The organism is Streptomyces albireticuli (assembly GCF_002192455.1).
In the GTDB taxonomy this organism is placed as follows: Bacteria; Actinomycetota; Actinomycetes; order Streptomycetales; family Streptomycetaceae; genus Streptomyces; species Streptomyces albireticuli_B.
In genome coordinates this window covers 695731-709850 of the sequence record NZ_CP021744.1, presented here as the reverse complement: position 1 = coordinate 709850, position 14120 = coordinate 695731, and the positions used below count along the sequence as shown (strand labels likewise).

Below are 14120 nucleotides of genomic sequence, written 5' to 3'. Positions count from 1 at the left end.
CGTCGGGGCGCGTCATACCTCCGCCGCCCCCGACGGCCCGCGCAGCGCCCGGTACAGCTCCTCGGCCCGCTCCAGGTGCGACGCGGCCTCCGGCTCCTCGCCCACCGCCCGCAGGGCCAGCCCGAGAGCCCGCTGACTGTGCGCCGTCAGCAGAGGCTCCTGCGCCAGCCGGGCACCGGCCACGGCGTCCCGCGCCGTGCCGAGGGCGCCCACGGTGTCACCGGTGGCCAGGAGCGCCTCGGAGAGCCGGAACAGACACTCCGTCTCGTTACGGGCGTGACCGCTGTCCCGGGCGCGTTCCAGCACCCGGCGGTACAGCCCGGCGGCCTCCGCGTGCCCGCCGCCGCGCAGGACGCTCTCCGCCTCCGTCATCAGCATCCTGATGAGCCACTTCTCGTCCTCGCTCCGGGTGAAGACGCCCGACAGCTCCCGGCACTGCGCCGCGATCCCGGTCAGGTCCATCCGCCGGTCCGGGTCCTCGACCTCGACCTGGAGCAGGAGGGTGCGCCGCCGCGCCACCAGCTCCCGGTCGCCGCTGAGCCGCGCCACGGCCACCGACCGCTCCGCGTAGGCGCGGGCCGCCGCGAAGTTCCCGAACTGGAGCTCCAGCTGGGCGAGCATCGCCAGCGAGAACAGCACCAGCAGGAAGGGGCGGGGGCCGCCGCCCGGCGCCGGGGTGTCCCCGAAGGTGTCCAGGACCCGCAGCAGGTGCGCCCGCGAGCGGTGCAGGGACTCGGGGGAGGAGTGCTTCTGGAGCACCACGCCCGCCGCGTAGTAGGCGGTGCCCGCGATGTCACCGCGGCAGTGCGCCACGGCGGCCGGGACCAGGGCGGACGCGGCCTGCGCGAACGACCCCAGCGGCACGATGTCCTCGAAACAGGGCACGAGCGTGACGGTGTCCACGGCCAGCGCCACCGCGTCCGGGTCGCCGCTGGCGGCCGCCTGCTCGACGACCGCGACGACCGTGGGCAGCACACCCCGCACCCACAGCATCGCGTCGTGCCCGGTGCCCACGTCCGCGCCGGCCGACCGCCGGGGGTGGATCTCGGCGGTCAGCGGACCGGCCAGCGGCTGCGAGGCCCGGACCGCGGCCACGACGCTCGCGCAGATGTAGTCGGCCGCGCGGCGCACCACCGTACGGCGCTCCCGCTCGGTGAGCTCCGCCCGCGCCTTCGCCCGCGCGTACGCGCCGACCAGGTCGTGGAAGTGGTAGCGGCCCGGCGCGCGGGTCTCCAGGAGCACGGCGTCGACCAGCGCCTCCAGGACCGTCTCGGCGTCCTGTTCCGGCAGGTCGAGGACGGCGGCCGCGCCCTTGACGTCGAACTCCGCGTAGTGCGGGATCGACAGCGCCATGAACGCGCGGGCCTGCCGGGGCGGCAGCTGCGACGTCGACAGCTCGAAGACGGCCTCGACCGTCAGCTCGCCCACCCGGAGCTCCCCGAGCAGCCGGGCCTGGTCCGACACCCGCTCCAGCAGCGTGGCGACGCTCCACGCCGGCCGGGCCGCCAGCCGGGCACCGGCCGCGCGCAGCGCCAGCGGCAGGTGCCCGCAGGCCGCCGCCAGCGCCGCGACGGCGTCCGGCTCCTCGTCGAGCCGGCGGGCACCGGCGACCTTGCCGATCAGCTCCACGGCGTCGTCGGGCCCCATGCCCACCAGGGGCACGGTGAGGGTGGCGGGCATCGCCGCCAGGGCCCGCGCCGTGATCAGCACGGCACACCGGGCCGCGCCCGGCAGCAGCGGTTCGACCTGCGTCACGCTGGTGGCGTTGTCGAGCACGACCAGGACGGCCCGCCGCGACAGCAGGGTGCGGAACAGCGCCGTGCGGTCGGGGAGCGACGCCGGGAAACGCTCGTGCGGGACGCCCAGCGCCGCCAGGAAGCCCGTCAGGACCGCGGCCGGGTCGCTCGGGGCCCCGTCGGGGCCGCGCAGGTTCGCGTACAGCTGGCCGTCCGGGTAGCCGGCGGCGACGGTGTGCGCGGTGCGCAGGGCCAGCGTGGTCTTGCCGACCCCGCCCATGCCCGTGATGACCGCGACGGCGTGCTCGGCGCCGCCGGTGAGCGCGGCGACCAGCGCGGAGAGCTGTTCCTGACGGCCGGTGAAGTCGTAGGGCGCGGGCGGGAGCTGGGCGGGCGCCGGGAGATCCGGTACGCCCGGCCGCACCGGAGCGGGCGCCGCGGCGCCCTCCTCCGCCGGGGAGGGGCCGGCGAGGAGCGCCCGGCCCCCGGGGCCCGCCAGAAGAGCCTGGTCCTCCGCCAGGATGGCGGCGTGCAGTTCCCGCAGGGCGGGGCCCGCGTCGACGCCGAGCTCGTCCGCGAGCACCCTGCGGGCGTCGTCGTAGGCCAGCAGCGCCTCGGCCCCGCGCCCGGAGCGGTAGAGGGCCAGCATCAGCGCGCCGTGCAGCCGCTCCCGGTACGGGTACGCCTCCAGCGCGCGCAGGATGTCCGGTACGAGCTCCGCGCTGCGCCCGCACTCCAGCAGCAGCTCCAGGTGGTGCTCCACCGCGGACGCCCGCTGTTCGTTGAGCGCGCGGCGGTGGTCCTCGGCGCCGGGCCCCGGCAGCCCGGCGAGAGCGGGCCCCTGCCACATGCCGAGCGCCTCCGCCAGAGCGGCCGCGGCGGCCGCGGGGTCGCCGTTGCGGGCGTGGTGCCTGGCCCGCGCGGTGAGCAGGCCGAACCGCAGCGCGTCGACGCACTCCTCGGGAAGCCGCAGCACATAGCCGTCGTCGGTCGTCCCGAGGACCGCGGACGGGCGTTCACCGGCGGTCTCCTCCGCCGGGTCCACCCGGTCGATGTGGGTCCGCAGCCGGTGCACGTAGTTGACGACCACGCGCCGGGCGGTGGACGGGGGGTCGTCGTGGTAGAGACCGTCGATCAGCTCGTCGATGGTCACGAGGCTTCCCGCGCGCAGCGCCAGGGCGGCGAGCACGGCCTGCGGCCCGGGCGCGCCGGGGCGGGTGGCCGTCCCCCGGGCCGAGACGTACTGGACGGGCCCGAGCAGACGGATGCGAGTCACCTGGTGCGGCACGGGCACTTCTGACGTCTCCCCCTGTCCCGTCCCCCGGTCCCGACGGATCCGGTCCGATCATATGCCTCCTGGAATGTACGTCCGATAATCGGCCGGTCGGCGTGATCCCGCGTCCCCGAGGACCGGCCCGCTCACCGTTCTCCTCCGGGCTCCTCCTCGAAGTCGAGGACCGAGGAGACGTCACGGCGCAGCGAGCGGGTGGTGGGCGGACCGGCGTAGGAGAGGCGGAACAGCAGGAGTTCGGCTTCGCCGGGCCGGCGGGGGACGACCCGGGAGAACCGGGTGCGAAGAGCCCGCAGGGCGGACGTCTCGTCGGCGTCGAGCCCCGCCCCGCCGCCCCGTTCCACGCGGGCGAAGAGGTAGAGCAGCGAGGTGACCGGCTGGAACGCGAGACCCAGGGACGTGGCGGTGAGCCAGAGCCGCTGCGTCGCGCGGCCGCCGTCGAAGTGGTCCCGGGCCGTCGTGCCGGGAACGGTCAGGCAGCCGACGGCCGAGGAGGCCGCGACGCTCCTGCGGGCGCCTTCCTCGAAGCCCCCGCCCCCTCCGACCCCGCGGACGAACGCGAGGGCGGGCCAGTGCCGGGCCACGGACATGCCCGCGAGGTCGGTGGCGTCGAGTTCGAGGGTGGCGAGGTCGATGCCGTCCCGGGTGCGCCGTGCCTCCCGGGCGTCCCACCGCAGTTCGTCCATCATCTCCCGGTGCATGCGCCGCGACAGCATCCGCAGCCGGTCACCGGCCCCCAGGACGGCGCCGATCTCCCGCATCCGGTCGCGGTCGGTGACGAGGTGCAGCCGGGCCCCGCCGCCGGCCGCGCAACGCGCCAGCTCCTCGGCGTGCCGGCCGGCCAGCGGGACGCCGGGGCCGGGTCCGCGGTTGGTGACACGCCGTTCGATCCAGTCGGCCAGCGGCGGCCGGGGCACGCCGCCGGCCCTGGAGAACACCAGCTCGCAGACCAGCCCGGGATCGGCCGGGTCGGGGAAGGGGCGCACGCGGCAGGCCCATCCGGCGGCCCCGGCCGCGAGACGGATGTTCTCCACCGCCGCCCCGAGAGCCAGATGGGTGGCGCTCTCGCCGAAGTCGAGCAGGGTCGCGGGCTGTGTGTCGTCGGTGCGGCAGTGCAGCACATGACCGCGGGCCACGAACCGCCAGGGCTGGCGGTTGCCGCCGGAGGGGGCCCGGGTCCCGAAGGCCACGAGGCGGCGGATCCCCTCCTCGCCGAGTACGTCGCCGGGGCCGGGCAGGAGGAGCGGCTCCGGAGCCGGCCCGGGTACGGGCGCGGGGGCGGGCCCGGCCGGGGTCAGGGGAGCCTGTGTCCCGTCGCGCACCAGTTCCCCCGGGTCGACGAAGTAGCGCCCCGAGGCGGTGAACTGCCCGAGGAGGATCCGGCGGGCGGTGTCGGTGACCAGGGCGGCGCCCAGCGCCACCCCCGAGGCCAGCTGCGGCCACGAGGAGAGGGTGTGCCCGATCTCGACCAGGGAGGGCACGAAGCGCTCGGAGGGCCGGTCCTGGCCCAGGATCCGCAGGACGTACGGCACCTTCTCACGGGTCGTGAGCCCCTGGAGACCGGCCGCCGCCACCCCGTCGAGGAGTCCGTGCAGCAGCGGACGGTCCGGTTCGAGGTCGAACCGCTCCACGTCCAGCATGCCGCGCTCGTTCGTCTCCATCAGCACCGGGATGCCGTGGGCCCGCGCGCGCTCCCGGGCACGGACCTTGACGTACAGGTCGTCGCACTCCTCGACGAGGAGATCGGCGTGGCCGCCGCCGGTGAGGAACGCGTCGATGTTGTCCTCGGTCAGGCCACGCGGCCACACCTCGATGTCCAGATAGGGGTCGAGCTCGTACATCTGCCGTGCGGCGATCACCACTTTGGGCACGCCGATGTCCGCCACCGAGGCACGGAGCCGGTTGAGGTTCGACAGGGACAGCCGGTCGAAGTCGGCGAGCCGGAACCTGTTCCCCACACCCTCCTGGGCGAGGGTGACGGCGCCGGCCGCGCCCACGGAGAGACCGAGCACGGCGACGGTCCTCCCCGTCAGGAGGTCCTGCTCCGCCGCCGTGATCTTGTACTGGTTGCGGGACCGCCGCAGCTCGCGGAACTCCACGGCCGGCAGGACGTGCACGAGCCGTCCCGACCACGGGTACCACGCCCAGCGGCCGTACTCCGCCGGTGACCGGCCGCCCAGGTGGTCCCGCACCGCCGAGGCCGGCTCGCCGGCGCCGGGCCGCCAGCCGGGCCGGCGCGCCGTCAGCAGCTCCTCCACCTGCTCGGGCACCGTGTCCCGGACGGCCGTCACGGCGCCACCGTCCAGGAGCCGTTCCAGCGCGCGCCGCCCGACGGGGTCGCCCGGGGCGAACAGCGTCGGTCGCCAGACGGCCGTGTCCCTCGTGGCCTCGGCGAGGGCGTTCATACGTATGTCCAAGCTCATCGGAAACCTCCGTCGGCTCCCCGGGAGCCGTAGCCGCACACGAACGCCCGGACTCTACGGCCGCCGCGATCGCGGCGGCCGTCACGAAGGGGAAGAGCTGAGCGACGCGCTCCGGTCCGTACGCCCGTCGCCCCCGCCCCGGTCCTCCCGGTTCAGTCGTCGAAGCTGGCGAAGTACGAGGCGGCCATGTCCTCCTGGCCGTGGCCCTGTTCGGCGGCCCGGCGGAAGCGCTCGGCGCCCGCCGCCGTCACGTCCAGGCGCACCCCGGCCCGTTCCCCCGCCGCGACGATCAGCCGGGCGTCCTTCTCGGCCGTGGCGGTGGCGAAGCTCGGCGGGGTGAGCCCGCCGTCCAGGATCAGCCGCGACTTGGCCCGCAGATAGCCCATGTCCAGGGGGCCGCCCTCGACGGCGGCCAGGAAGTCGGCCGGGTCCACGCCGAGGCCCTTGGCGAGGGCGAGCGCCTCGGCGGCGCCGTGGGTGACGGTGAGCACCCAGCTGTTGAGGACGAGCTTGAGCCGCGTCGCGGCACCGCCGGCCGCCTCGTCGGCCACCCAGACCGTACGCCCGCCGATCGCGTCGAACACGGGGGAGAGGGTGCCGCGCGCCTCCTCGGGCCCGGCGGCCAGGACGGTGAGCTTGCCTTCCTCGGCCGGCTGCTTCGTCCCCAGGACGGGCGCGTCGACGAGGACGAGGCCGTGTTCGCGGGCGAAGGCGGCGAGTGAGTCGAACCCGTCGAGGCCCGCGGTGGTCGACTGCGCCCACACGGCACCGGCCCGCAGACCGGGGGCGGCGTCCCGCATCACGTCCAGGGCGGCGGGCCCGTCGAAGAGCATGGTGAGCACGACGTCCGCGCCGCGCACGGCGTCGGCGGGCGTGTCCGCGACGCGCACACCGTCGGCGGCGAGCGGCGCGGCCTTCGCACGGCCACGGTTCCAGGCGCGCACGTCCAGCCCGACGCGGGCGAGGTTACGGGCCATCGGGAAGCCCATGATGCCGGTGCCGAGGACGGCCACCGAGGGGGTGTTGTCTGACATGCCCCGACCGTAGGCGCTGGAGTGCGCTCCAGGTCAAGGGCGTGCCGGAGCGCTCCGGCACGCCCCGGCACGAGGACACGCCGGTGGGTACGGGCGGGCCCGTACCACCGGGTTCCTCAGCGCTCCGACAGCTCCGACGGGGCCTCCTGGACGACCCAGCCGTTGCCGTCCGGGTCCTCGAAGGACATGAACGAGTTCCAGGTGTCGCCCTTGCCGTCCTCCCAGCCCGTCGCGCCGACGTGCCGCACCGGGGAGACGTCCACGCCCCGGGCCACCAGCTCCTCGCGGGCCGCCTCGATGTCCGTGACGCAGAGCTGGAGCCCGTGCAGCGTGCCCGGCGCCATTTCCTTGCCGCCGGGTCCCGCGGGCAGCCCTTGGATCATCGCGATCGAACACCGCGAGCCGGGCGGCGTCATCTGGATGATGCGGACGCCGGGGGCGACCTCGTCGTCCAGGTCGGCCCTGAAACCGGCCTTGTCGGCGTAGAACGCCTTCGCCCGGTCCATGTCGGTGACGGGGACCGGGACGACTTCGAGTGTCCAGTTCATGGCGGGTCTCCTCGGGGCGCGTGAGCGGATGCGGGCGGACGGATCACCCTCGGCGCGAGCCGCGGACCGCGCGGCGCGCGGCCGGGCGGGCACCGGGGCCGCTGGTCCACCGTCGCGCACAAGGCGGCCGCTCCGCACGTCGAAACGCCCTTCCGGTACGCACGTGTGCGAGCGGCGCGCCCGCTCACCCGGCCGTCCCCAGGAACCGCGCCAGCACGGGGTTCTCGTCCGAGGCCCGCCACACCAGGTGCTGGACGGTGGCCGTGCCCTCGACCGGCCGCGGGACGACGCCGACCCGCCGGAGCACCCGCATCGAGTCCGCGAGCACCGCGGCCCCGAACCCGGCGGCCACCAGCGCCAGCACCGTCTGGACGCTGCGCCCCTCGGCCCCCACGCGTGGCACCACCCCCGCGCCGTGGCACAGCGCGATGATCTCGTCGTACGAGGGCGGGGACACCTCCCGGGGCCACAGCACCAGCGGTATCTCGCCGAGCAGGCGCGGCGGCGCGGCCGGCAAGGGGCGGCGCGGTCCCTGCGCCAGCCGGTGGCCCTGCGGCAGGTACAGCGTGAGCGGCTCCCGCCACCATTCGCGCGTGGCCAGCCTCCGGTCGGGCAGGGGGAGCCGCTGGACGGCGACGTCGAAGGCGCCGTCCAGGACACCCTGCGACATCTCCTCGTCGTTGAAGCTCTCCACCAGGCGCAGGGACACCTTCGGCAGCTCGCGCCGGAACCGGGCGAGCGCGGGGCCGAGCGGGCCGTTGATGCCCGAGCCGGCGAAGGCGACGGTGAGCGAGCCGGCCTCGCCCCGCGCGGCCAGGCGTACGTCCTCCAGGGCACCCTCGGCCTCGGCCAGCACCCGGCGCGCCCGCTCGACGAGCGCCAGCCCGGCCGGCGTCGGAACCAGCCCCCGGCCCTCCCGGGCGAACAGCGAGACGTCCAGCCGGCGCTCCAGATCCCTCAGCTGACGGCTCAGCGTGGGCTGCGTCAGGTGCAGCCGCCGGGCCGCCGCGCTGATCGACCCCGCCTCGGCGACGGCCACCACGTACGCGAGCAGACGAATCTCCATCCATGCCTCCCAGGCATGGGGACGATACCCGAACACGCCTCCAGGGCCTGAGCCCGCCGGAACCGGGAGACGCTTGGGACCACACCGATCCGGAGCGTCCGCCCCGGACGGCTCCTCGCCCCGACCACCCCCCGTCAGGAGAACCGCCGTGACCACGCCCCTCGGGACCGGACCCACCGCCGACCCCACCGTCAACGCCTTCTTCGCCGCCCTGGGCACCCGCGACCTGGGCGGCCTGCTCGCCCTGATCGCCGAGGACGCGACCTGGACGATCCCGGGCGACCCCGCGATCGTCCCCTGGACCGGCGAACGCCACGGCCGGGACGCCCTCCCCGAGGGCTTCTTCACCCCGCTGTTCGAGGCCGCCGAGCCGCTGGCCTTCGAGGTCCTGCACAGCCACACCGGCGACGGGACGGTCTACGTCCACGGCAGCTTCCGCTACCGGTTCCACGTCTCACGGCAGGTACTGGACGACGAGTTCGTCATGCGGTTCACCGTCGCGGACGGCCGCATCACCTCGTACCGCATCTTCGAGGACTCGCTCGGACTGGCCCGCGCCCACACCGGCGACCTCGGCCTCGGCCTGAGCGGCGTCTGACGGGCGGACGTACGGCCACGGCGGCCCCGGGCGGGCCGCCGTGGCCGCCGTCACCTCAGCCCCTCAGCAGGCCGTCGAAGAGCGCCCAGCCCGACCAGCCGCCGCTGACGGAGGTCTGCCAGCGGTGGTACGGGTAGCCGCTGCTGTTGACACCGAACAGCTCGATGCGCCCGTCGGCGTTGGTCTCGGCCGCCACCTGGCTCAGCCCGCCGTCGAACTGCGCCCAGCCGCCCCAGGGGCCGCCGATGGAGTTCTGCGAGCGGTGGTAGATCCCGCCACCGCTGTTCGTCCCGAAGATCTCCAGCCGTCCGTCGGCGTTGCGGGCGGCGGCGATCGAGGCGAGCGCGCCGTCGAACTGCTCCCAGCCGGACCAGGCGCCGCCGGGCGAGGTCTGCCAGCGGTGGTAGATGGCGCCGCCGCTGTTGACGCCGAACAGCTCGACGCGGCCGTCGGCGTTGGTCTCGGCCGCCACCTGCGTCAGCCCGCCGTCGAACTGCGCCCACCCGGACCAGGCGCCGCCCGGTGAGGTCTGCCAGCGGTGATAGATGTTCCCGGCGCTGTTGGCCCCGAAGATCTCCAGCCGTCCGTCGGCGTTGCGGGCGGCGGCGATCGAGGTCAGCGCGCCGTCGAACTGCTCCCAGCCGGACCAGGCGCCGCCGGGCGAGGTCTGCCAGCGGTGGTAGACGGCGCCGCCGCCGTTGACGCCGAACAGCTCCACGCGCCCGTCGGCGTTCGTCTCGGAGGCGACGGCGCGCAGCGCCCCGTCGAACTGTGACCAGGGGCTCCAGGAGCCGCCGATGGAGTTCTGCGAACGGTGGTAGATCGCGTCACCGCTGTTCGTCCCGAACAGCTCCAGCCGCCCGTCGGCGTTGCGGGCCGCGGCGATCGACGAACCGAAGACGGTGGCCGCCCTCGGATCCGCCGCGGCCGCCCCCGGCAGCGCGAGCCCCGGTGCGGCCACCAGCAGCGCCCCCACCACGGCGGCCGCCAACGCGCGGCCCACCCGGCGGGCGCCGCCCCCACCGCTCGTACTCGCTCCTCGCGGACGGCCCGCGAGGGAAGGCGCACCCCTGACACCCGGTACGCCGGTCGTCCGGCCGATCCGTCTGAACCTCTCGCGCAGTCGCTTCCGCATGCGCACAGCCCTTCCTGTCCGGAAAACGGAACCCATGGGCCCGGGGCGTCGTCGCCGACGCCCCGGTCTTCGCGCCGCGGTGGCGGATCTGAACAGGGCTCACCCGTGCGTCGGAGCACCGGCGCGAGCCGTTTCGAAAAGGTGCGGGACGCTCTCGCCACCGCGACATCGCCCGCAACGTACACGGCCCCACCGCACAGCACACCCCGGCTTTCGGCCGTGCCTCGCCCGGCACCCGGCCCGCGGGGGCGTCGGCACCAGGGGCGCTGTCGCCCCAGGCCCTCAACCCCGGCCGGCCGGCGCGGATCCCGTCCCGCTCACGGGCTGGTCGACATAGCCCGAGGCCCCGCCGGTGTAGTACGTGGCCGGATCGCCGGCGGCCAGGGCGCGGCCCATCGCGAACCGGGTGACGAGGTCGGGGTTGGCGATGAAGTGCGTGGCGAACGAGACGGCGTCGGCGATGCCCGCCTCGACCACCGCGTTCCCGGACTCGCGGCCGAACCCCAGGTTCGCGATCAGCGGGCCGCCGAACAGCCGCCGGTAGCGCGCGAACGCCCCGAAGTCGGGGTTACCGCCCGGCACGGCGAGGTCCCGGCCGCGCAGGTGCAGGTACGCCACCGGGCGCTCGCCCAGTTCCGCCACGAGCGCGTCGTAGTCCGCGAGCGTCCGCCCGTCGGCCGTGAAACGGTCGCCGGTGTCCCAGTACGGCGACAGCCGCACGCCGACGCGCCGCCCGTCCCAGGAGGCGGCGACCGCGTCGACGATCTCGCACAGCAGACGCCGCCGGCCCGCCGCGCCCGCCCCGTACGCGTCGGTACGCCGGTTCAGCCGGGGATTGAGGAACTGCGGGATCAGGAACGGCCCGACGGCCTGGACCTCGACCCCGTCGAACCCGGCCCGCCGGGCGTTCGCCGCGGCGGCCCCGTACTCGGCGACCGTGCGCGTGATGTCCGCGGCCGTCATCTCCCGAGGGGTGACCGTGTTCTTGAACCCGTCCCGGGTGAAGGACCTCTCCCGCGGGTCGACCGCCGACGGCCCCGCGGGCAACTCGCCCCCCAGGTGGTCCGGGTGGGAGGCGGCGCCCGTGTGCCAGAGCTGGAGCACGACGCGGCCGCCGAGGGCGTGCACGACGTCGGTGACCCGCCGCCACCCGGCGACCTGCTCCGCGCTGTAGACGCCCGGCACGTCGGTGAAGCCGATCGCCCGCTCGCTGACCCAGGTCCCTTCGGTGACGATCAGCCCGGCGGTGGCGCGCTCCCCGTAGTAGGCGGCGTGCAGCTCCGTCGGCACCAGCCCGGCGTTGGTCGCGCGGGCCCGGGTCACCGGGGCCATCACCACACGGTTGGGCAACCGGAGGTCACCGAGGTCCGCCCGGCGCAGCAGCGGCTGGACGGAGGCGGTCGACCGGATCGTGTTCATGGCGGGTATCTCCTCATCGGGCGGCACCGGATCGGCCGGTACGGAACCGGAGCCGTACCGGAGCGGTGGGGTACGAGCACGGGCGAGCCACCGCGGTCGGCGGGCTCCCGTGCTCTTCGCCCATCGTGGGAGCGGGGGCCGGCCGGGACGAGGGCCGGGATCATCCTGGTACGGGCAGGGCGACCCTCAGCGGGATCGCGCACGCCACAATGGGGTCATGAACCCCACCGACCTGGGCGCCTGTCTGCGCGCCTGGCGCGACCGCCTGGCGCCCGCCGACGCCGGCCTGCCGGCCGGGCCGCGCCGGCGCGCCCCCGGGCTGCGCCGCCAGGAGGTCGCCACCCTGGCCGGGCTCTCGGTCGAATACCTGGCCCGGCTCGAACAGGGCCGCGCGGGACGGCCCTCCGCCTCGGTCCTCGGGCCGCTGGCCCGCGTCCTGCGCCTGAGCGGCGAGGAACGGGACCACCTCTTCCGGCTCGCCGGGCACGCGTCCCCGGCGGACGGCGCCGCGGCCACCCGGGTCACGCCGGGACTCCACCGCGTCATCGACCGCCTGCACGACGCGGGGGTCATGGTCATCGACCGCGCCTGGAACGTCGTGCTGGCCAACCCGCCGGCGGTCGCCCTCCTCGGCGACGACGCGTCGGGGGAGGACGGCGAGCGCAACGTCCTGCGCCGCCACTTCACCGGCGGACCCTCCCGGGTGGTCCGTACGGCCGCCGAGGCCGCGGCCTTCCACGCCTACGCCGTCGCCGACCTGCGCGCGAGCCTCGGCCGCTTCCCGGACGACCCGCTCCCGCGCGCGCTCGTCGGCGAACTCCTGGAGCGCAGCCCGGCCTTCGCCGCGGCCTGGGCGAGGACCGACGTGGCCGCGAGCGCGTCGCAGCCCAAGACGGTCGAGCACCCCGAGGCCGGGCGGCTGACCCTCGACTGCGACGTGCTGGAGGCCGTGGGCTCGGCGCTGCGCCTGGTCGTGTACACCGCCGCGCCCGGCACGCCGGACCACCGGGCGCTGGAGCGGCTCGCGGCGGCGGCACCGCGCCCGGCGGGGGAGTCCGTCACCGCGGGTTGAACGGATTCCCCCGTTCTTGTGCCCGGCAGGCCGGAGGGCCGGTGGAAGGATGTCCTCCACCGGCCCTCCGCGCGGGACCTGCCGGGTCTTTCAGGCCTGGGCGACCAGGCTCGCGGGCCGTAGGTCCGTCCAGTGGGCGTCCACGTAGGCGGTGCAGCCCTCGCGGGAGTCCTCGCCGTGCGCGACGGTCCAGCCGTCGGGGATCTCGGCGAAAGCCGGCCAGAGGGAGTGCTGGTTCTCGGCGTTGACGAGGACGTAGTAGCGGGCGTCGTCGTCCTCGAAGGGGTTGGTGGCGGCCATGGCTGTGGTGCTCCTTCGTCGTTCCGTGTCAGATTCTGATAGGTGGTCAGGAATGGTGGGAGGGAAGCCGGGGTCCGGCCGGTTCAGCCCGTGTGCGCGGCCGTGACACCGTCGCCGGCCTCGGCCTCCAGCCGCGCCCGTACGTCCCGTTCCGCGCGCCGCAGCAGCAGCGAGTCGCGGATCTCGCCGGAGCGCACGGCGAGCGTGGAGAGCAGGGTCGACGTGATGCCGTGGGTGTGCTCGGTGACGCCGCCCTGGAGGTAGACGCCGGCCCGGACCCGGTCGGTCGTCATGACCCGGTGGTCGCGGCCGATCCGCAGCCGCCCCTGGTCGTCGGTGAGGAACTCCCCGGCCAGGTCGCCGAAGAGCTCGCGGGGGTCCGTGGGGCGGTAGCCGGTGGCGAGCACCACCGCGTCGCAGTCCAGCGTGTACGCCTCGCCGCCGGACAGCGGCCGGACGACGGCGCGGGCGCCGTCGGGCAGCTCCTCGACGGCCGTGAGGCGGGTCGTGTTGAGGATGCGCAGCCGCTCCACCCCGGCGACCTTCTCCTGGTAGACCGTGCGGTAGAGCTGCTCGATCAGCTCGCCGTCCACCACGGAGTAGTTGGTGTTGGCGTGGTAGCCCTGGAGTGCCCGCTTGGTGTCCTCGGGGGCGTCGTAGAAGTGGTCCACGGCGGCCGGGTCGAAGATGCGGTTGGCGAAGGGGCTGTCGTCGGCCGGGCTGTAGCCGTAGCGGGAGAAGACGGCGCAGATCTCGGCGTCGGGGAAGGTGCGGTGCAGGTAGTCGGCGGTCTCGGCGGCGGACTGACCGGCGCCGACCACGACGAAGCGGCGGTGCGGGCGCTCCTTGAGCTCGGTGGCCCGGAAGAGCAGCTCCTGGTTGTGCCAGACGCGCGCGCCGGTGCGGACGCCCTCCGGCAGCCGGGGCCGCAGGCCGGTGCCGACGACGACGTTGCGGGTCCGCAGCACGCGGTCGTCGGACGGCCCGTTCACCGCGCGCGTGACGACCTCGACGCTGTCGACCGTCCCGGCGGACTCCACCGCCCGTACCGCCGTGGCCGTGTGCCCGTACGCCACCCGGTCGGTGAACTCCGCGGCGCACCAGTGGAAGTAGTCGTGGAACTCGATCCGGGTGGGGTAGAAGCTCTTCTGGTTGATGAAGTCGGCGAGCCGGCCGCGCTCGTGGAGGTAGCGCAGGAAGGTGAAGCGGCTGCCGGGGTCCCGCATGGTGGCCAGGTCCTTGAGGAAGGACACCTGCATGGTGGCGCCTTCGAGGAGCATCCCCTGGTGCCAGCCGAAGTGCTCCTGGCGCTCCACGAACGCGGCGCGTATCGCGCCCTCGGGGTCGGCCCGGCCGTGTTCCGCGGCCGCTATGGCCAGGGCGAGGTTGGCCGGGCCGAAGCCGATGCCGACCAGGTCGTGGGGCGCTGAGGCGCCTTCGTGTGCGGTGTGCGCGTGCCGTTCCGGCATGCTCGTTCCCTTCTCGGTGCTGCCCGGTG

The 14120-nt window shown here is 75.1% G+C and carries 11 protein-coding genes; 2 read left to right on the top strand and 9 right to left on the bottom strand.

Translation table 11 applies throughout. The features are described from left to right. Positions 1-12: 12 nt before the first annotated feature. From SMD11_RS03075 to SMD11_RS03055, 5 genes are all read right to left on the bottom strand, one after another. Complete coding sequence (locus tag SMD11_RS03075) at positions 13-3012, bottom strand: AfsR/SARP family transcriptional regulator (RefSeq protein WP_234365866.1); 3000 nt, start codon at positions 3010-3012, stop codon at positions 13-15. A 143-nt stretch (positions 3013-3155) separates the two neighbouring features. Then, complete coding sequence (locus SMD11_RS03070; RefSeq protein WP_087924940.1) at positions 3156-5450, bottom strand: Rv1355c family protein; 2295 nt, start codon at positions 5448-5450, stop codon at positions 3156-3158. Positions 5451-5602: 152 nt separating this feature from the next. Further along, positions 5603-6484, bottom strand: a complete 882-nt coding sequence (locus SMD11_RS03065; protein WP_087924939.1) for an NAD(P)-dependent oxidoreductase — start codon at positions 6482-6484, stop codon at positions 5603-5605. A gap of 116 nt (positions 6485-6600) precedes the next feature. Beyond that, positions 6601-7032: a VOC family protein gene (locus tag SMD11_RS03060; RefSeq protein WP_087924938.1), complete on the bottom strand. Its 432-nt coding sequence runs from the start codon at positions 7030-7032 to the stop codon at positions 6601-6603. Positions 7033-7216: 184 nt separating this feature from the next. Next, on the bottom strand, positions 7217-8098 hold the full coding sequence (locus SMD11_RS03055; protein ID WP_159395203.1) for a LysR family transcriptional regulator: 882 nt from the start codon (positions 8096-8098) through the stop codon (positions 7217-7219). A gap of 148 nt (positions 8099-8246) precedes the next feature. Between SMD11_RS03055 and SMD11_RS03050 the strand changes: the two genes are divergently transcribed. Continuing rightward, complete coding sequence (locus SMD11_RS03050; protein ID WP_159395202.1) at positions 8247-8696, top strand: nuclear transport factor 2 family protein; 450 nt, start codon at positions 8247-8249, stop codon at positions 8694-8696. Positions 8697-8751: 55 nt separating this feature from the next. Here SMD11_RS03050 and SMD11_RS03045 read toward each other — a convergent pair whose 3' ends face one another. Then, entirely contained in the window at positions 8752-9699 is a 948-nt protein-coding gene (locus SMD11_RS03045) for a tectonin domain-containing protein (protein ID WP_234365865.1), read from the bottom strand. 414 nt (positions 9700-10113) lie between these two features. Further along, positions 10114-11250, bottom strand: a complete 1137-nt coding sequence (locus SMD11_RS03040) for an alkene reductase (protein ID WP_087924935.1) — start codon at positions 11248-11250, stop codon at positions 10114-10116. Between the two features lie 217 nt (positions 11251-11467). On the opposite strand from SMD11_RS03040, the gene SMD11_RS03035 reads away from it, so the two are divergent. Further along, positions 11468-12322: a helix-turn-helix transcriptional regulator gene (locus tag SMD11_RS03035; protein ID WP_087924934.1), complete on the top strand. Its 855-nt coding sequence runs from the start codon at positions 11468-11470 to the stop codon at positions 12320-12322. Between the two features lie 90 nt (positions 12323-12412). On the opposite strand, the gene SMD11_RS03030 is transcribed toward SMD11_RS03035, so the two are convergent. Next, positions 12413-12622, bottom strand: coding sequence for an MbtH family protein (locus SMD11_RS03030; RefSeq protein ID WP_087924933.1), 210 nt, complete (start codon positions 12620-12622; stop codon positions 12413-12415). Positions 12623-12705: 83 nt separating this feature from the next. Continuing rightward, the gene (locus SMD11_RS03025) at positions 12706-14091 is read right to left on the bottom strand and encodes a lysine N(6)-hydroxylase/L-ornithine N(5)-oxygenase family protein (RefSeq protein WP_087924932.1); all 1386 of its coding nucleotides are present in this window, start codon (positions 14089-14091) and stop codon (positions 12706-12708) included. Positions 14092-14120 lie beyond the last annotated feature (29 nt).